The organism is Alphaproteobacteria bacterium LSUCC0719 (genome assembly GCA_040839025.1).
Lineage (GTDB): Bacteria > Pseudomonadota > Alphaproteobacteria > Puniceispirillales > Puniceispirillaceae > UBA8309.
Window position 1 is genome coordinate 789460 of record JBFPJN010000001.1, and the last position, 19136, is coordinate 808595.

A 19136-nucleotide genomic window follows, 5' to 3' on the forward strand; every position below is an offset into this window, starting at 1 on the left:
CGGTTCGGTTGTCCGTGTTAACGATATAGTGACAAAAGGGGGTGGATCACCCCCTTTTTCCATGGCCAAAATGCTTAAGGGCCAGACTGCTTCAGGGCCAGACAACAGGATCCTTCCGCATGCTTTATTTCAGCCTTGGTGATTTCGTGACACATCCCGACCGACCCGACTGGGGCCTTGGTCAGGTGCAGTCGATCACCGGCCATAACGTCACGGTCAATTTCACCCATGCTGGCAAACAGATGATCAACTGTGCCATAATCGAACTTGTCAAAGTCGATCTGCCGGGCCCAGAGGACGCCACATAGCCCCCTGCCCTACAATCGCCCACCGGCATTTCATCCTGTATGCGTCACCGCATGGCGCAATTGGTGAGATGAACGGCAAGGCAAGCAGAGATAGTGGGCCGGATGGCGCAGGTGATCGCGTGCCTGACAGTGGGGGACAGATAAAATGGACGAAGCAGGCGTTCCATCAGACCGACAGCAGGGAAGCAAATCCAGCCGGGGCCGCGGCAGTTACAAGCCCAAGGGACGGCTTGTCGACCCCGCCGCCCTCGCCGACGTCGAGGCATTGCTTGGCAATGAGGCACCGCGCCGCGACCTGTTGATTGAATATCTCCACCGGCTGCAGGACCGGTTCAGCCATCTGTCTGCGCGCCATCTCGCGGCGCTGGCGGCCTGGATGGGCCTGCCAATGGCCGAAGTGTGGGAAGTCGCCAGTTTTTACGACCATTTCGACCTTGTCCGCGAGGGCGAGGACGCGCCGCCTTCCTGCACCGTGCGTGTCTGCACCTCGCTGTCCTGCATGATGGCCGGCGGCGAGACCCTGCTTGAAAAGCTCCAGCCCTATGCCAGTGACAGGGTAAGATTTGTCGCCGCCCCCTGTATCGGTGCCTGTGACAGGGCGCCGGCCGCCGCCATTGGCCACCAGCTGGTCGCCCCGGCGGCTTTTGACGATCTGTCGGCGGTCGACAGCGTGCCACACCCCGCCGCCCCACATGATGCCATTCTGTTCGATGAATATGTGGCTGCCGGTGGCTACGGCCTGGTGCGCGATCTCCTTGCCGGCACCAGATCGCGCGAGGATGTGTTGTCGGTCATGGATCAGGCGGCGCTGCGCGGCCTCGGCGGCGCGGGATTTCCGACCGGACGGAAATGGCGAATCGTCAGCGGGCAGCCGGGCCCGCGGATGATGGCCGTCAATGGCGATGAAGGCGAGCCGGGAACCTTCAAGGACCGCCATTATCTGTCAACCGACCCGCACCGGATGATCGAGGGAATCCTGATCGCTGCGCATGTTGTCGGCATTGACCGCTGTTTCATCTATATGCGGGATGAATATCCCGAAATCATCGCTCTTCTTCGGGCCGAACTCGATCTGGTGCGGGCTGCCGGTCTGGCAGATCATGTCGACATCGAACTGCGGCGCGGAGCCGGCGCCTATATCTGCGGTGAGGAATCGGCGATGATCGAATCCATCGAAGGCAAGCGCGGCCTGCCGAGACATCGGCCGCCCTATGTTGCCGAGGTTGGTGTTTTCGGCTTGCCAACTCTGGTCAACAATATCGAAACGCTGCACTGGGTCCGCGATATCGTCCAGAATGGCGCCGACTGGTTCAACGACATGGGCAAGGACGGGCATCCCGGCCCGCGAAGCTATTCAGTGTCAGGGCGTGTGGCGCGACCCGGTGTTGTCGTTGCGCCGGCTGGATCGACGGTCAATGAACTGATCGAATTGTGCGGCGGCATGGCCAAGGGGCATGCGTTCAAGGGATATCTGCCTGGCGGCGCCTCGGGCGGGATTCTGCCGGCAAGCAAGGCCGATATTCCGCTGGATTTTGGCGGCGCACTTGCCGAGGAAGGCTGTTTTGTGGGCTCGCATGCCGTCGTGGTCTTGTCCGATCATGACAATATGTGGGATGCGGCGCTCAATCTGATGAAATTCTTCGCGCATGAAAGCTGTGGTCAATGCACGCCCTGTCGCAACGGCACCGAAAAGGCCGTCGCCCTGATGGGGGCCGCAATGCCTGACACGGCACTGCTTGGCGAGCTTGCCACGACGATGGCGGATGCCAGCATCTGCGGCCTTGGCCAGGCAGCCTCGAACCCACTGATCAGCGCAATGACGCATTTCCCGGACGATATCAAGGCAGGCGATCATGAGTGACCATGACAAAGGGAATGGTGGTGACAAGACTGCCACTGTGACCTTCACCCTGGACGGGCAGCCGGTAACCGCCCGCCACGGTGAAACAATCTGGCAGGCGGCGGCCCGCCACGGCACCGACATTCCGCATCTGTGCTATCGCGACACGGACGGGTATCGCGCCGATGGCAACTGCCGCGCCTGCATGGTCGAGATCGAGGGCGAGCGTGTCCTCGCGGCAAGCTGCATCCGGACGCCGAGCGACGGTATGGTTGTGCATAGCGACAATCACCGCGCCAGGACGGCCCGCAAAATAGTAATGGAACTTCTGGTTGCCGACCAGCCGCCGCGCGAGGTGGCACATGACCCTGAATCCGAACTCTGGCGCTATGCCGGGTCGCAGCAGGTCGACGCCGCGCGTTTTCCGGCGAAACCCGCCGCCACCCCCGATGACAGCCATCCGGCCATCGCTGTCAATATGGATGCCTGTATCCAGTGCAATCTGTGCGTTCGCGCCTGCCGCGAGGTTCAGGTCAATGACGTGATCGGCCTTGCCGGTCGCGGTGCCGAAGCCAGGATCATATTCGATTTTGACGACGACATGGGTGCCTCGACCTGTGTCGGATGCGGGGAATGTGTGCAGGCCTGCCCGACCGGGGCGCTGATGCCGAAGACATTGCTTGATGCAGACCAGATGCTGGCGGTGACGCCCGACCGGCATGTCGATTCCGTCTGCCCCTATTGCGGTGTCGGCTGTCAGCTGACCTTTTCGGTGAAGGATGAGAGGATTGTCGCTGTCTCGGGCCGTCCGGGACCGGCCAATCAGGGGCGGCTGTGCGTCAAGGGGCGTTACGGCTTTGATTACATCCACAACCCCGAAAGGCTGACCCGGCCACTGATCCGCCGCGATGATATGCCGAAATCCGCCTCCATGCCGTTCGATCCGGCCAATCCGCTGACGCATTTCCGCGAGGCAAGCTGGGACGAAGCGCTGGATCTTGCCGCCACACGGCTTGCCGCGGTTCGCGACCGGCACGGCCCGGCGGCGATGGCCGGTTTCGGGTCGGCAAAAGGCACCAACGAAGAGGCGTATCTGGTCCAGAAGCTGGTGCGTACCGGGTTCCGGACCAACAATGTCGATCACTGCACACGGCTGTGCCATGCCTCTTCGGTTGCCGCCCTGCTTGAAAATATCGGTTCCGGTGCCGTTACAGCGTCCTTTGCCGAATGCCGCAACGCCGAGGCGATCATCGTCATCGGCGCCAATCCGACAGTGAACCACCCCGTTGCCGCAACCTTTATCAAGAACGCGGCGCAGCGCGGTGCCAAACTGTATGTTCTGGACCCGCGTGGCCAGCATCTCGACCGCTATGCCACGGCCTCGCTTCGCTTCTCTCCGGGAAGTGACGTGGCGATGCTGAACGCGATGATCAATGTGATCATCACCGAGGAACTTTATGATGCCGCCTATGTCGAGGCGCATACCGAAGGGTTCGAAGATCTGAAGGCGCGCACCGCCCATACCACGCCCGAGGCAATGGCCCCGATCTGCGGGATTGACGCGGCGACGCTTCGCGACGTGGCACGCGGTTATGCCGGTGCGAACAGTGCGATGATCTTCTGGGGCATGGGAATCTCGCAGCACACGCATGGCACAGACAATTCCCGCTGCCTGATCTCGCTGGCACTGCTGACAGGCAATGTCGGACGGGCTGGCACAGGGTTGCATCCTCTGCGCGGCCAGAACAATGTTCAGGGGGCGTCCGATGCCGGGCTGATCCCGATGTTCTTTCCCGACTATAAATCCGTCGCCGATGCCGAAACCCGCCAGCGCTATGCCGAATTATGGGGTGCCACGCTTGATCCCACGCCTGGCCTGACCGTGGTCGAAATCACCGATGCCGCCCATGATGGCGACATCAAGGCGATGTACATCATGGGCGAGAACCCGGCCATGTCCGACCCCGACCAGACCCATGCCCGCGCCGCGCTGGCGAATCTCGACATCCTGGTGGTGCAGGACATTTTCATGACCGAAACCGCCGCTTTTGCCGATGTCATTCTTCCCGCCTCGGCCTTTCCGGAAAAGGATGGCACGGTGACCAATACCGACCGCCGGGTGCAGATGGGACGCGCCGCTGTCGCGCCGCCGGGCGAGGCCCGCCAGGATTGGTGGATCATTCAGGAACTGGCAAACCGGATGGGGCTGGACTGGACCTATACCCACCCGCGCGACATCTTTGGCGAAATGCGCCTTGTGATGCCGTCGCTGACGGGAATCACCTGGCAACGGCTGCTGGATGAAGGTGCGGTCACCTATCCCTGCGCCGACGAGGCCAGCCCCGGCCGCGAGGTGATTTTCGGTGACGGGTTCCCGACGCCGACCGGCCGCGGGCGCATGACGCCGGCCGATGTGCTGCCACCCGACGAAACACCGGATGAAGAATTTCCGATTGTGCTGACAACGGGCCGCCTGCTGGAGCATTGGCACACAGGCTCGATGACACGCCGATCATCGGTTCTCGACGCCATTGAACCGGAACCGGAAGTGCATATGGCGCCGGAAACACTGCAGAGCCTGAAGATCGAGGCCGGTGCGATGGTGCGCGTTGTAACCCGGCGCGGCGAAATTGAACTGGCGGCACGCATGGATCCGAAATTGCCAAGCGGGTTGATTTTTGTGCCCTTCTGCTTCTATGAAGCACCGGCAAACTATCTGACCAATCCGGCACTCGACCCCTATGGCAAGATTCCGGAACTGAAATTCGCCGCCGCGCGGATCGAGGTGCCAACCGCCGCCGAATAGAAGGGCCGAATAAATGGCCCTAAAAATGGACAGCCGTTGATGGGACAGATGGTCAGGAATGCAGACAGGCCGCCCGATCATGACGCATTTCGTCACACAGGACCGGCGGGCTGTTTTCTTTATCGTTCATCTGGCCTAGGTTCACGAAATCGAACTGGTGCCGAACACACAGAGATGACATGACCTTTGACGGGGATTACACAGCGCGGTTCACCGCGCAGCTGAACCGCCTCAAAAGCGAAAACCGGTATCGGCATTTTGTCGAGCTGGAGCGCATTGCCGGGCGCCACCCTGTTGCGCGCCGTCATCATGACGGGCACACCGAGGAAGTTACCGTCTGGTGTTCCAACGATTATCTTGGCATGGGTCAGCACGCCGACGTGATTGCGGCGATGCAGGAGGCGGCCGGCACCTGGGGTGCCGGTGCCGGCGGCACCCGCAATATTTCCGGCACCAGCCATGCTCTTGTCTCGCTGGAAGACGAACTTGCCGCGCTGCATGGCAAGGAACGCGCGCTGACCTTTACCAGCGGCTATGTCGCCAACGAGGCCAGCCTGGCGGCGCTGGCGGCGCAGCTGCCGGACGTTCTGATCCTGTCCGATGCGATGAACCATGCCTCGATCATTTCCGGCATCCGCATGGCGCGGGTTGAAAAGGCCATATTCCGGCATAACGACGTTGCGCATCTGGAATCGCTTCTAGCCGAACAGCCGCGCGAGCGGCCGAAGATCATTGTGTTCGAATCCGTCTATTCGATGGATGGAGACACCAGCCCGATCGCCGAGATCGCGGCGCTGGCCCGCCATTACAACGCGCTGACCTATCTTGACGAGGTCCATGCTGTCGGCATGTATGGCAATGAGGGCGGCGGCATTGCCCAGATGCGGGGCCTGCAGGATGAAATCGACGTCATTCAGGGAACGCTCGGCAAAGCCTATGGCGCGGCCGGCGGCTATATCGCGGCCAGCGATGTGATCTGCGACACGGTTCGCAGCCACGGGTCGGGCTTTATCTTTACCACCGCCATGCCGCCGGCCACCGCCGCCGCGGCGCATGCCGCCATTCGCCATCTTCGCACCAGCGCAACCGAACGCGCCGCGCAGCAGCGCCAGGCCACCAGGCTGAAAGAGGCCGCCCGCGCCGCCGGAATTCCGATCCTTGAAGGTGATACGCATATCGTACCGGTCATGGTTGGCGATGCCGCCGCGACAACGCGGATCTGCCAGCTGCTCTTGGATGATCACGGGATCTATGTACAGCCGATCAACTATCCGACGGTGCCACGCGGCACTGAACGGCTGCGCCTGACACCGGGGCCCTATCACACCGACGAGATGATCGACAGGCTTGTCGCCGCCTTGCGGACGGTGATCGACCGGGTATTGGCCGAAAATACGGGCACCCAGGCCGCGCAGTAGGCTTGCCGCCGCTGGTCAGCCCGGCGTCTGCGCCGATGACTGCCGCACCATCATCGTCACCAGAAGCACCACCGCCCCCCCCTGCCCCGCGACATGCCGCCGCTGGACGTGGCGGGGCGGGCCACCTATATCCCCATAGTCAGATACGCCAGCCGCCTACGGGATTTGCCATGCCGCTCAACGCCAAGCCGTCCGACCATCCGAATTTTCCGCCGCACGGCCGTACCGGCCTGTTGCTGGTCAATCTCGGCACGCCCGAGGGCACCGACAAGAAGTCGATGCGCAAATATCTGAAACAATTCCTGTCCGACCCGCGGGTAATCGAGGTATCGCGCCCCCTGTGGTGGGTGATTCTGAACGGCATCATCCTGAATGTGCGGCCAAAGCGGTCCGGCGCGCTGTATGACCGGATCTGGCTTCATGACGACCCGGACGGATCGCCATTGCGGAAAATCACCCGCCTTCAGGCCGAACATCTGGCGCAGACCTTCAGGCATGACAATCTGGTGGTCGATTACGCGATGCGCTATGGCGAGCCGTCGATCCCGAACCAGCTGCAGAAACTGACCGATGCCGGCTGCACGCAGATCGTGCTGATGCCGCTATACCCGCAATATGCCGCCTCGACGACGGCAACGGTGAATGACGAGCTGTTCAGCTGGATGCTGGAACGGCGCTGGCAGCCGGCCATTCGTACCGTGCCGCCCTGGCATGACAACCCCACCTATATCGACGCGCTGGCCACAACGGTGCGCGACGCGGTGGCCGAACATGGCCGCCCGGATGCGCTGGTGGTGTCCTTTCACGGCATTCCAAAGCGCTATCACATGTCGGGCGATCCCTATCACTGTCACTGCATGAAAACGGCGCGGCTGCTTCGCGAGGCGCTGGACTGGGACAAGGCCAGCTTTCACGCCACCTTCCAGTCGCGTTTCGGGTCCGAGCCGTGGCTGATGCCCTATACCGATGAATCCGTTGTCGAAATGGCCGAACAGGGCCACCGCCATGTGATGGTGATGGCACCGGGATTTGTTGCCGACTGTCTGGAAACACTGGACGAGCTTGGCAACGAGCTGGAGGAGGAGTTCCATGAGGCCGGCGGCGAAACGCTGACCTATATCCCGTGCCTGAATGACAGCGCCGGCGGCATGAAGGTGATCGAGGAACTGGCAGCCGCCAATCTGGCAGGGTGGGTCGATGTCGGCCCGCGCCCGCGCGCCGCCGCCCCGAAACCGAAGGCGGTGAAGCTGAAAAAGACGGGGTGACGGGGTCTTGCCTTGGTAAGACTTCATTAATACAAATTTTTTCAATGGGTTGACTCTCTTTATTACCCCATGTCACGGTGCTGCCATCAATCACCGTCAGGCCTGAATCCGTGACATCAACCATCCCGCACCCGCATTTGCCTGCCTCGCCCCTTATGGCGACAACAGGTTTTTTGTGGGGTGTCTGGTGGTCCATACGGTCCCGCTGAGCGCATCCACAGGGAAACAGTTTCATGCGGGACCTGCCGAGCGGCCGGGCCGTCCTGCGGCTGTGGCTTGCCTTCGCCATTCTATGTTGCGCCAACCTTGCCGCCTTTTCGATGACGGCAAGTCAGGCGCTGTTGCCCATCATCATGGCACTGGACGGCATTCCGGAAACAACAACCGGCGCGGCGCTGTCAGCCGCGGTGGTGCCGGTTGTTCTGGTGGGATTGCTGTGCGGGCGGATCATCGCGCGCGTCGGCGCGGCATTGGTGCTGTCCTGCGGATACGCGCTGGCGCTGGCGGCAAATCTGTCGCTTGACCTGCTGCCTCCCGGCCCCGCAACGCTGTTCGGCGTGCGGATAATCCACGGGGTCGCGCTTGGCCTGATCACACCGGCGGCCCTGATCCTGGGCCACCATATGGCGTCACGGCTGCGCGGCTTTACCAGCTTTGCGATCTTCACCAGCACCATCCCCGGGGCGCAGATGATCGGCCCGCCACTCGGCGATTTCTGGCTGCAGACATTCGGTCGAACAGGCTACTTCCTTGCCACCTCGTCGCTTGGCGCGCTGGCACTGCTGTTGATGCTTGCCTTTGTCGCCAGTGAAGGCCGTGTGCCCCTTCCCGCGCGCGCGGGCGGCGGGTATATGGCGATCCTGCGCCGACAGATATTCCGGCCGGCATTACTGGCGAACATCGCGCCGGCCCTGTTTTGGGGCTATGTGCTGTCCTTTCTGACCATGACGTTGCAGGCGCGCGGCCTCAGCCTGCCAGCCTTCTATCAGGCCATGACTGTGGCGGTGATCACCAGCCGCATCGTCATCGCAGGCCGGATCGACACAGGCGCGCCGCGCCGCAACCTGATGGCCTGTCTTGTCGGTATCATGCTGGCACTAATGGGACTGAATCTGGCCGAGGGTCTGCCCGGCACCCTCCTCGCCGGCCTGGTGTTTGGAGCCAGCTTTGGCGTCGTGCCGCCGTTGCTGACCTTCTGGATCGCCGGGCTTGCCGATGATACGGAACGCCCCCGCGTGGTGGCGCTTGGCAACACCATCTTCAACGGCTTCACTTTTCTGACGGCGGTGCTTTTCGCACTGGCATTGACAGTTGGCGACATCACCGAGGCGCATCTTGCCTTCACCCTTGTGGTGGGCGGTCTCGGTGTTGCCCTGCTGGCGGCCAGACGGTGATCAGCCCCGTCGCGTCGTGCCCCGCGCCATCAACCAGAATCCGGCCGAGGTGACAACAAGCCCGGCAACCCCGTTCATCGTCAGCCTCTCGCCAAAGACAAGCCAGGCAATCACCATCGTCACCGGCGGCACGAAATATTGCAGCGCCGAGACCCGCGTCGCCAAGCATATGCGGATCAGCCGGAACATCAGCCCATAGGCACCGGTCGACACCACCACCGCCAGCCAGATGACGGCAAACACAAGCTCGGCCCGCCAGTCGGCGGCAAATCCCTCGAACCCCTGCGCGAAGGGCAGCAGCAGAACCGCCGTCAACGCCCCCTGCCAGAACAGCGCTGTGAAAATCGGCATCTCCTGTGCCGGTTTCGGCCCCCGCCCCGCCCCGGCGGTACGCCAGCGTTCCCACAGGGTGATGAAGGTCAGGCTTGCCGTCGCCAGCATCGGCAGCGCATAGACCCATGGCGCCGTACCGGTAAGGCCGCTGTCGGCGCCGATGAAGATCATCACCCCGACAAAGCCGACGCCGATCCCGGCCCATTGCAGGGCGCTGTTCCGCTCGCCAAGGACGATCGGTGCCAGAAGCGCCGTCAGCGCCGGTTGCAACGCCGCGATCAGCGCCGCCGCGCCGGCACCGATGCCATATTCGAAAGCCTTGAAAATCACAACAAGCCAGACGAAATGCGCCCAGAAGCCGGTCAGGAAGGTGCCGGCATCCGGGCGGCGCCATTCGCCGCGCCAGGTGACGATCAGTGCGACAACGGCCAGCACCAGCACATAGCGCCAGAACAGCAGCGTGAACGTACCGGCAAACGGCACGCCAAGCTTCGCCCCGATATAGCCGGAGCTCCACAGCAGCAGGAACAGCGCCTCATCTCGACGAAGGAAATTCATGGCGGGACAGTAGGACGGTTAACCAAATCCGTCCTGCCATGACAAAGGGCCGCCCGGCGTGCCGGACGGCCCTGGCATGATGGCGCTGCAGAGTCTGGCTCTAAACGGGAATCCAGACAAAGAGGGCAAGTAACATCACAGGTAACACATATTTCACATCATGCATTGGACTGGCTCCTTCTGGTTGCTGAGGCCGGTTTCTCAAATTGGCTGCTCAGGCTGATTGCTCATGTTCATAACTTTTATCTCAATTAATTTTTTCTAATCTTAGTGACAAGCCCGCCTCACGGGATTGTGAAGATTGCGTGATATAAGGTGGAAAAATCTGTTGTCCGTCAGAGCCAGGCAACAGAACCGCAATGGTCCCGGCAAGCGAACTCCACCCACCCTTTCCGGGGTGGGACAGGAATGGGGTCGGGCCCGGCAAAACAAAGGGGCCGCCCGGCTTACCGGACGGCCCGTGTTTACGCTACGGGTATCAGGCTCAGACGTTCTTGAACTTCCTGATCTCGCCGCTCTCGAGCCGCCGCATATAATCCTCCATCTCGGCCTTGACGATCGGGGCGAGGAAATACAGCCCCAGAATGTTGGGCACGCAGATCAGGAAGACAAACGCATCCGAGATGTCGAGAAGCGGTCCAAGCTGGACCATACATCCCAGCGCGACAAAGGCGCAGAAAATCACCTTGTAGGTGGTCTGCATCCGTGGGCTTTCGCCGAACAGATAGCTCCACCCCTTCAGCCCGTAATAGGACCAGGCGATCATCGTCGAGAAGGCGAACAGCACCGCCGCCAGCGCCAACGGATACGGGAACCATGAGAATTGCCGCTCGAACGCCATCGAGGTCATGGCAACGCCCGTCGCATCGCCGGCAAAGCCCGGCTGCGCGACCTGCGAGGTGCCGATCACCAGCGCGGTGATGGTACAGATCACGATGGTGTCGATGAACGGCTCCAGCAGCGAGACATAGCCCTCGGTGACGGGCTCATCCGTCCGTACGGCCGAATGCGCGATCGAGGCCGAACCAATGCCGGCCTCGTTCGAGAAGACCGCACGCTGGAAGCCGATGATCATCGCGCCGAGCGCGCCGCCCGCCACACCCTCGCCGGTGAAGGCACCGGTGAAGATATTGCCGACCGCAGCCGGGATCGAAGCGTAGTTCAGCAGGATCACGATAATGGCGAAGACGCAGTAGAACACCGCCATGAAGGGCACCACCTTTTCGGTGACCTTGGCAATCGACTTGATGCCGCCGACAATCACCGAGAACACAACCCCGGCAAGGATCAGCCCGACCAGCCAGCCAAGCCCGTCAAGCGCGCCGCCGGCAACATGGTTCAGCTGCACATAGGCCTGGTTCGACTGGAACATGTTGCCGATCCCCAGCGCGCCGATAAAGATACCGATGGCGTAGAAGCCGCCGATATATTTGCCGAACTGCGTCATGCCGCGATCATCAAACCCCTTGCGAAGGTAATACATCGGCCCGCCCGACACCGACCCGTCCGGGTTCTCGTTGCGGTATTTCACGCCGAGCGTACATTCGACAAACTTTGTCGACATGCCCAGAAATCCGGCCAGAATCAGCCAGAAGGTGGCACCGGGGCCACCAATCGTCACGGCGACGGCGACGCCGCCGATATTGCCGATGCCAACGGTTCCCGACACGGCGGTTGCCAGCGCCTGGAAGTGCGACACCTCGCCGGCGCTTTTCGGGTCGGCATAATCACCCCGCGCCAGTTCAATGGCATGCCGGAAGCCACGCAGATTGACGAACTTCATATACCAGGTGAAATACACCGCACCGGCGATCAGCCACAACACGACAAGCGGCAGGTTGGCACCAAAGATCGGGATCTTGAAGAACACCACCTTGCCAAACCACTCTGCCACCGGGGCCGTTTTACTGTTGATGGTCGCATCGATCCCGGCCGCCTGGACCGGCAGCACCAGAAGGGCAGAAAATGCCGCGGCCAGCGCGGCGGTGATGGCATGACGGGCGCGGATCGCGCGGCGCAGTACCACATGATTTTTTACCACATGATTTGTTGGTTTCATCAGGGTCCTCCTCTCAGGGCACCACGGTGACCGGGATATCGGATGTCTGCATCAGCGATCCGGCGACGCTGCCGAACAAAAGCGACTTGATCCCCGACTGGCCACGACGGCCAATGGTGATCTCGGCAACCTTGTGTTCATGCGCCAGGTTGATCAGCGTTTCGGCAGGCGGACCATGCCGCACTTCCGCGCTGACGGTGAACCCCCTGGCCTCGAGTTCGGCCTTGGCAGGCGCCACAACGCCGGCCTTGGCACGCGAGATCTCGCTTTCACGGCGCTTGTGCCGCTCGGCGTTCTCCTCGGGCGTGTTGAAGGTGTAAGGCGACCATTCAATGACATAGGCAAGAACGATCTTGACCGTTTCGGCATCGATGGTGTCCAGAACGTGCCGCAAAGCCTTGCCGCCGCCCGAACTGCCATCAACCGCCAGAAGGATGGATTTCTTCATTCATTTATCTCCCTAAATCTTATCCAAGACAAAGTCCTGATCCAGGACACAGTCCCGAAGCCACACAGGTTTCCAGCCACACGGCCCCACACCGCATCACGGCCTTGGGGACCGGCGACGGACGTTCGGTGGCGCACCAGGACAAGCTGTGAAAGAGAAACGCAAACAGACCGCGGCAGGAGGCCACCGCGACGACATCAACCGGGCTGCCGGCCAGCGCCGTCTGGCAACGCGGAACAGTCACCGGAAAGATCACCAAACAGGTTACCGGCCAGATCAGAAATCAAGCCAGATCAGAAATCAGGCCAGATCACGAATTCGGCCAGATCACGAATTCGGCCACCGGGACATACCCGCCATCATGGCGTCACAGCCGTCCCGAACCGCGCCAGGACAGAACCCGCCATTACCAAGCATCTAACGAGGTCAGACGCAGAACAGCAATTCACAAACCTGCGAGGACGCGAGGATGCAGGCAGTAGCGGGGCATCATCTGCCAAGATTGATCATGGGTCAGACATCTCACACCAGAAATTGCTGGACCGATCAGGCGGACAGTGGCAAAAGATAGGCCATCAACGCGGCTGTGGTGTAGTGGTAGCACAAGAGCCTTCCAAGCTCTTAGGGCCAGTTCGAGTCTGGTCAGCCGCTCCAATTCCCCGACATTTCCCGACATACCGGCATCCTGCGCCTGCCCGTCCTGCGCCCGCCTGACCTGCGTCTGGCCATCCTGTGCGCCTGCCCGTCCTGTGCGGCATAGGCGCCAGAATATCTGCCATCCCGTAAGCTGACCGACCCCTATTTCGCCTATTTTTTAGGCATTACGCACTGATTTAAGGCATTCAATGGATTAGATGCCTTTAATTGAGGCATATGGCTTGCCAGCACATCGCGCCAGTGGCACTCACGCCCGAATATCAGTCGGGTCCGGTGGCGGTATCTGTGGGGACAGCCCTGCCCCGCCGGTTACGCCCGTCGGTTACGGAGGAGTACAAACATGGTTATCCGCAGTGCGTCGCGCCTTCTTGCCGCGGCAGCTCTTGTTGTGTCGGGCGCGTATCCCGCGCTGGCGGCGGATGGTCTGGATACCGGCGACACGGCCTGGATCCTGACCGCCACCGCGCTGGTTCTGTTCATGACCCTGCCCGGTCTGGCGCTGTTCTATGCCGGCCTTGTACAGGCAAAGAATGTCGTCTCGGTGCTGATGCATCACTTCGCCATCGCCTGTCTGATGTCGGTGCTGTGGGTCATTGCCGGCTATTCGCTTGCCTTTTCCGGCGACGGCGCCTGGTTTGGCAATCTGGACAATCTGTTCCTTGGCGGCATCGGCATCGACAGCATGTCGGGACCCATTCCGGAATCCCTGTTTGCCGCGTTCCAGATGACCTTTGCCATCATTACCCCGGCGCTGGTCATCGGTGCCTATGTTGAACGGATGAAATTTTCCGCCGTGCTGATCTTCTCGGCGCTGTGGCTTCTGGTCGTCTATGCCCCTGTCACGCACTGGGTGTGGGGTGGCGGCATCATGGCCGGATGGGGTGTCATGGATTTCGCCGGCGGCATCGTTGTCCACGCAACGGCCGGTACAGCGGCGCTTGTCTGCGCGGTGATGGTCGGTCGGCGGCGCACCTTTCCGCAGAGCGTAAACCCACCGCACAGCCCCGGCCTGACCATGATCGGCGCGGCGATGCTGTGGGTTGGCTGGTTCGGCTTCAATGGCGGCTCGGCACTTGGTGCCAATGGCGGTGCCGGCATGGCGCTGCTGGTGACCCATATCGCGGCCGCGACCGCCTCGCTTGTCTGGATGGGCATTGAATGGGTCCGCTTCGGGCGGCCATCGCTTGTCGGCATCGTGACCGGCATGGTGGCGGGCCTGGCGACAGTAACCCCGGCCTCAGGCTTTATCGGTGTGCCCGGCGGCCTGATCCTGGGTCTTGCCGGCGGCTTTGTCTGTTATGGCGCGGTTGATCTGATCCGCGGCAAGCTGCAGATAGATGACTCGCTCGACGTTTTTGCCGTGCATGGTGTCGGCGGCATCATCGGCAGCCTGCTGGTGGCCTTCCTTGCCCTGCCCGGCTTTGGCGGCCTCGGCCTTGCCGACGGCGTCACGGCGGGTGCCCAGTTCATGGTGCAGGTCAAGTCGGTGGCGATCACCGTGCTGTGGACGGCCGTGGTCAGCACCGTCATCCTGATGCTGGTCCGCACCCTGGTCGGCCTTCGTGTCGACGAAGAGGTTGAGGTCGAAGGCCTCGATCTGGCCGAACATGGCGAACGCGGTTACCCGGGAAGCTGATCCGGGTCACACCGTCACCACGCATCCAAACGGCGCCTCGGGGCGCCGTTTTTTTACAGCCTTACCCCCCGTGGATAATGGCAAGTGTCATCCGCCGCACATGTCCCGGCAGATGCTCATACCCGTTCCAGTCCGAATAGGCATCAAGGGTCACCGTCTTTGGAAGGCTCTCCACAAGATCAAACATGGCAAAAGGGTTGTCCGAGTTCCTCGCCGCCTCAATCGACGGGATAACGGCATCGTACAGATCGTTGAAATAACGTATATTTGCTCTCAGGATGGCAGGATCGGCACCTGTCGAATGCGCCGTCACCGCATGCGTCAGCGGCCATCCCCCCATTTCATTGAGGATCCGTCTGACCCCGAGCATGTTGGTGTCATCAAGCGATGACGCTGACGTGAGCTGCGCCTCTTCATAGAGATCGGCGGTGAAGGCAACGCCATCCCCCGGCAGATACACAACGGTGGCGGCGACCCCGTCAGCCGCGCCGAAATATCGAAGCTCGACCCGTGTCGTTCCCATGTCGATGACATGGCGTTCATCAAAGGTGACATCGATGTCGTCCGGCGCAAGGTCGAGCGGGTCCAGCGCCAGCACCGCCCGAATATTGTCCTGCGCGACAAGCATGGCACCGGGAAAGGCACCGGTGCCGCCGACATGGTCGAAATGCTCATGCGTCAGCACGATGTGCGTGACCGGAAGGTCGGTCAGCTTTTCGATTTCAGCCTTCAGCACGGCGGCGCGGCTGTCATTCGACGGGTCGGTGACAAGCACGCCGTCGCGCCCGATCACCACCAGGCCGTTATAGTAACCCCAATAGACAGAATAGACATGATTGCCGAGCTTTGTTACCTGCGCTGCGTCCTGCGCCACCGCCAGCGGTGACAGGACCAGAAAGGCCGCGAGCGCAAAGGCCCGCGCCATGATTCCCGAAATGGTCATTTCGATCTCCCTGCATGATGCGCGGCGCGATGGTTTCGCTGTTTGCGCATGTTACACCCGGCATCATCTGCCGAGATCCGCCGCAGGAAAGATCATGAAAACGCGTCCGGTCCACGGCCTCGCGGGTCTCATGCCGAGCATGAGTAGGATATCACGCGTTAACCGATGCCGGGAACGGTCCTGGCTAGCTTGCTTTTCAACGGTGCCTCCGGGTGCCGTTTTTTTGTGTTAACCAAAAGCTAACCCCTGCCTTGCTATACTGACTACTTAGCTGACAGACGGGAGGCGGATGAGCATGTTGAAGACCCTTAACCTGAACCGGTTTTTAGGTTTACTGAATCCAGATTTCGTAGATCAATTTCGTGACGAATTCCCGCATCTTTATTTACCCCAAAACGCAGGCATAGGACTGCGACATTCAGGCCTAAGCAGTGTATTCGAGGAATTTGCAATCAAATTGATTATTCAGCATTGGTTTACGGCCAATGATCTCGACAGCATCAACACGCTAAAGGATGAGCTTCGCAGAAAGGAGGACGGCCTGTATGACGCCCGGCTTCAGGGATATGGAATGATGCATGCGGATGAATCCCAACCCGATCAGGTGGACCCCGCCTTTGACAGATTAATGGATGAAATCGAAAGCAAAGCTCGTGAAGAAGCTGAGTCATACGAGGACTTTGACCCTGATAGCGATGGAGAAATGGGCATTGCGCATCATGAAATTATGGGGCTCGCAGAGTCCGCAGTCGACGGCAGAGAACAGGAAATCATGATGCGATCCTTTGTCAGCCTCAGGCGGGTTTTGAACGAAGGACTGAAAGATATTAGCGACAGATGGCGTGAGCTAAAAGAGCCTGACTGGCAAGATGTGGAGAAGCTTGAAGGAGAAGCGAAATATGTTCACCTACTCCGTCAGTTGGAAACGAATTTTCCGGGCCGTGGTATTTCAGCTTTCACCAAAAAAAGTGGAACCCTCTTCGAATTGAACAGCCTGAGAAACGATGTGGAACACAAGAAGCGCAAGAACGATGACGATCATCATAACACGCAAAATTTGATCGAATGTTTTAAGGAGATCAAAGCGCTAATGGAGTGTATGGAACAGATTGATAGAGAAATGGTGATTTGGTTTTGACCTGATAATTCTACCTGGAACGAGTTTGTGTCAACGCACCGACACTGAGAAAACAACCCTGTTCAGCCGCCAGCCCTCCATTCAGCGCTCACCTCCACGTCAGTCTCGGAGGCTGCGTGCGTCGCCCGCATGGCCGCAAACCCCGTTTCGTCCAGCAGCCGTGACAGCGCCCAGACGGCCATGCCGCGCACCAGCGGGCTGTCATGCCGAAGATGCGCCTCGACCGCCGCCGCCAGTCCTTGATCGCCGCTGTTCCCCGCCGCGACCAGCACATTGCGCAGGAACCGCGCATGCCCGGCCCGGCGCACCGGCCCACCGGCGAACATCTTGCGGAACGCCGCATCATCCAGCGCCAGCAGCTCGGCCAGACGCGGCATCTGGTCCGGTCCGTGAAATTTCACCTCGGCGGCGCGGGCGGCATATTTGTTCCAGGGGCAGACGGCAAGACAATCGTCACAGCCAAAGATCCGGTTGCCGATAGCGGCGCGGAATTCAGGCGGAATCTGGCCCTTATGCTCTATCGTCAGATAGGAGATACAGCGCCGCGCATCCAGCTGCCAGGGCGCGGGAAAGGCGTCAGTCGGACAGATATCAAGGCACTTGGTGCAGCTGCCGCAATGGTCGGTCTCGGCCTCGTCGGGCGGCAGCTCGGCATCGGTCAGGATGCTACCCAGAAACAGCCACGACCCGCTGGCGCGCGAGACAAGATTGGTGTGCTTGCCCTGCCAGCCGGCCCCGGCCTGTGCCGCCAGCGGCTTTTCCATCAGTGGCGCGGTGTCGACAAACACCTTTACCTCGGCCCCGCTGCGCGCCGCAAACTGTCCGGCAAGCTGTTTCAGCCGCCCCTTGATCACATCATGATAGTCACGCCCGCGTGCATAGACCGAAATATTGCCATGTCCGGTGGCGGCAAGATTGTCCATCGGGTCATGATCGGGCCCGTAATTCATCGTCAGAATGATGGCACTGCGGGCCTGTGGCCACATGGCATCTGGCGAGGCGCGGCGCGGTGCCGTCTCGGCAAGCCAGCCCATATCGCCGGCACGCCCCCTGGCGACGAAGTCCGACAGTCTGGCACCGACCTCGGCAGGAAGGCTGGCGGTGGTGACATGAACCGAGGCGAACCCGGCCTTGATGGCGGCCCGGTCAAGCCAGGCGCGCAGCCTGTCATGCCGTACCGCCGACACCGTCAGCCACCCGCCACGGGGTCGATATCGCCACGCGCCTGTCCGGCGTGGAAATCAGCCTCGAACGCAGCAAAGCCGCCATCTTCGATGGCGGCACGCATGCCAGCCATAAGATCCTGATAATACTGGATGTTGTGCCAGCTGAGCAGCATCAGCCCCAGCACCTCGTCAGCCTTGAACAGATGGTGCAGATAGGCCCGTGAATAGCGTAAACAGGCAGGACAGCCACATTCCGCGTCAAGCGGGCGCTGATCCTCGGCGTGGCGGGCGTTCTTGATGTTCACCGGGCCACGGCGGGTGAACCCCTGCCCGGTGCGCCCCGAACGGGTCGGCAGCACGCAGTCGAACATGTCGACGCCCCGCGCCACCCCGCCCACCAGATCGGCGGGCTTGCCAACCCCCATCAGATAGCGCGGCCGGTCGGCACGCATCAGCGGTGTGGTGACATCCAGCGTGTCGAACATCGCCTGCTGCCCCTCGCCAACGGCCAGCCCGCCGATGGCGTAGCCTTCGAAATCGATCTGCTCGAGCGCGGCAACGGATTCGGCACGCAAGTCGGGAAAGACCGACCCCTGGACGATGCCGAACTGGCCGTAACCTTCACGCGCCACAAAGGCATCACGCGAACGCCGCGCCCAGCGCATCGACAGGCGCATGGAATCCGCGGCCTGCGCCTCGGTTGCAGGAAACGGGGTGCATTCGTCAAACGCCATGGTGATGGTGGCGTCCAGAAGATGCTGGATCTCGGTCGACCGTTCGGGGGTCAGGCGATGCTGCGAGCCGTCCAGATGCGATTTGAAGGTCACGCCATCCTCGTCCAGTTTGCGAAGCGGGCCAAGCGACATCACCTGAAACCCGCCGGAATCCGTCAGCAACGGCCCGTCCCATCCCATCATGTGCCTGACGCCGCCAAGACGGGCCACGCGCTCGGCTCCCGGCCGCAGCATCAGATGATAGGTGTTGGCAAGAATGATGCTGGCCCCGGTGGCGCGGACGGAGTCGGTCATCATGCCCTTGACCGTTGCCGCCGTTCCAACCGGCATGAAGACCGGCGTCTCGACATCGCCCCAGGCTGTCTGAAGTCTGCCCCGGCGGGCCATCCCGTCGGTCGTCTTCAAGGTGAATTGAAAAGCTGGCATCGGTGTC

The 19136-nt window shown here is 61.1% G+C and carries 14 protein-coding genes and 1 tRNA gene; 9 read left to right on the top strand and 6 right to left on the bottom strand.

Annotated features, from left to right (window positions below; translation table 11 throughout):
• Nucleotides 1-119 precede the first annotated feature (119 nt).
• The 6 genes from AB3X55_03795 to AB3X55_03820 all read left to right on the top strand — a co-directional run bounded on the left by AB3X55_03795 (nt 120) and on the right by AB3X55_03820 (nt 9031).
• Nucleotides 120-308, top strand: a complete 189-nt coding sequence (locus AB3X55_03795) for a DUF3553 domain-containing protein (protein MEX0502696.1) — start codon at nt 120-122, stop codon at nt 306-308.
• 145 nt (nt 309-453) lie between these two features.
• Nucleotides 454-2169 carry an NADH-ubiquinone oxidoreductase-F iron-sulfur binding region domain-containing protein gene (locus AB3X55_03800; protein MEX0502697.1) on the top strand — a complete coding sequence of 572 codons (1716 nt, stop codon included), beginning with the start codon at nt 454-456 and terminating at the stop codon, nt 2167-2169.
• A complete protein-coding gene (gene fdhF / locus AB3X55_03805; protein ID MEX0502698.1) occupies nt 2162-4954 on the top strand; it encodes a formate dehydrogenase subunit alpha in 2793 nt (930 codons plus the stop codon). Before AB3X55_03800 ends, fdhF begins: the two co-directional genes overlap by 8 nt.
• Nucleotides 4955-5133: 179 nt before the next feature.
• A complete protein-coding gene (hemA, locus tag AB3X55_03810) occupies nt 5134-6372 on the top strand; it encodes a 5-aminolevulinate synthase (GenBank protein MEX0502699.1) in 1239 nt (412 codons plus the stop codon).
• A 170-nt stretch (nt 6373-6542) separates the two neighbouring features.
• A complete protein-coding gene (gene hemH / locus AB3X55_03815) occupies nt 6543-7637 on the top strand; it encodes a ferrochelatase (protein ID MEX0502700.1) in 1095 nt (364 codons plus the stop codon).
• 233 nt (nt 7638-7870) lie between these two features.
• Entirely contained in the window at nt 7871-9031 is a 1161-nt protein-coding gene (locus AB3X55_03820; protein ID MEX0502701.1) for an MFS transporter, read from the top strand.
• Here AB3X55_03820 and AB3X55_03825 read toward each other — a convergent pair whose 3' ends face one another.
• From AB3X55_03825 to AB3X55_03835, 3 genes are all read right to left on the bottom strand, one after another.
• The gene (locus AB3X55_03825; protein MEX0502702.1) at nt 9032-9922 is read right to left on the bottom strand and encodes a DMT family transporter; all 891 of its coding nucleotides are present in this window, start codon (nt 9920-9922) and stop codon (nt 9032-9034) included. It abuts the gene before it with no gap.
• A gap of 484 nt (nt 9923-10406) precedes the next feature.
• A complete protein-coding gene (locus tag AB3X55_03830; protein ID MEX0502703.1) occupies nt 10407-11981 on the bottom strand; it encodes an alanine/glycine:cation symporter family protein in 1575 nt (524 codons plus the stop codon).
• A gap of 13 nt (nt 11982-11994) precedes the next feature.
• The gene (locus tag AB3X55_03835; GenBank protein MEX0502704.1) at nt 11995-12429 is read right to left on the bottom strand and encodes a universal stress protein; all 435 of its coding nucleotides are present in this window, start codon (nt 12427-12429) and stop codon (nt 11995-11997) included.
• 580 nt (nt 12430-13009) lie between these two features.
• Here AB3X55_03835 and AB3X55_03840 point away from each other — a divergent pair.
• Nucleotides 13010-13083 (top strand) — tRNA-Gly (locus AB3X55_03840).
• A 343-nt stretch (nt 13084-13426) separates the two neighbouring features.
• Nucleotides 13427-14722 carry an ammonium transporter gene (locus tag AB3X55_03845; GenBank protein MEX0502705.1) on the top strand — a complete coding sequence of 432 codons (1296 nt, stop codon included), beginning with the start codon at nt 13427-13429 and terminating at the stop codon, nt 14720-14722.
• Between the two features lie 61 nt (nt 14723-14783).
• On the opposite strand, the gene AB3X55_03850 is transcribed toward AB3X55_03845, so the two are convergent.
• Complete coding sequence (locus AB3X55_03850) at nt 14784-15665, bottom strand: MBL fold metallo-hydrolase (protein MEX0502706.1); 882 nt, start codon at nt 15663-15665, stop codon at nt 14784-14786.
• Nucleotides 15666-15960: 295 nt separating this feature from the next.
• On the opposite strand from AB3X55_03850, the gene AB3X55_03855 reads away from it, so the two are divergent.
• A complete protein-coding gene (locus AB3X55_03855; protein MEX0502707.1) occupies nt 15961-16803 on the top strand; it encodes a hypothetical protein in 843 nt (280 codons plus the stop codon).
• A 62-nt stretch (nt 16804-16865) separates the two neighbouring features.
• Here the strand turns inward: AB3X55_03855 and queG are convergent, their stop codons facing one another.
• Nucleotides 16866-17990 carry a tRNA epoxyqueuosine(34) reductase QueG gene (queG, locus tag AB3X55_03860; GenBank protein ID MEX0502708.1) on the bottom strand — a complete coding sequence of 375 codons (1125 nt, stop codon included), beginning with the start codon at nt 17988-17990 and terminating at the stop codon, nt 16866-16868.
• Between the two features lie 2 nt (nt 17991-17992).
• A complete protein-coding gene (tgt, locus tag AB3X55_03865; protein MEX0502709.1) occupies nt 17993-19129 on the bottom strand; it encodes a tRNA guanosine(34) transglycosylase Tgt in 1137 nt (378 codons plus the stop codon).
• Between the last annotated feature and the right edge of the window lie 7 nt (nt 19130-19136).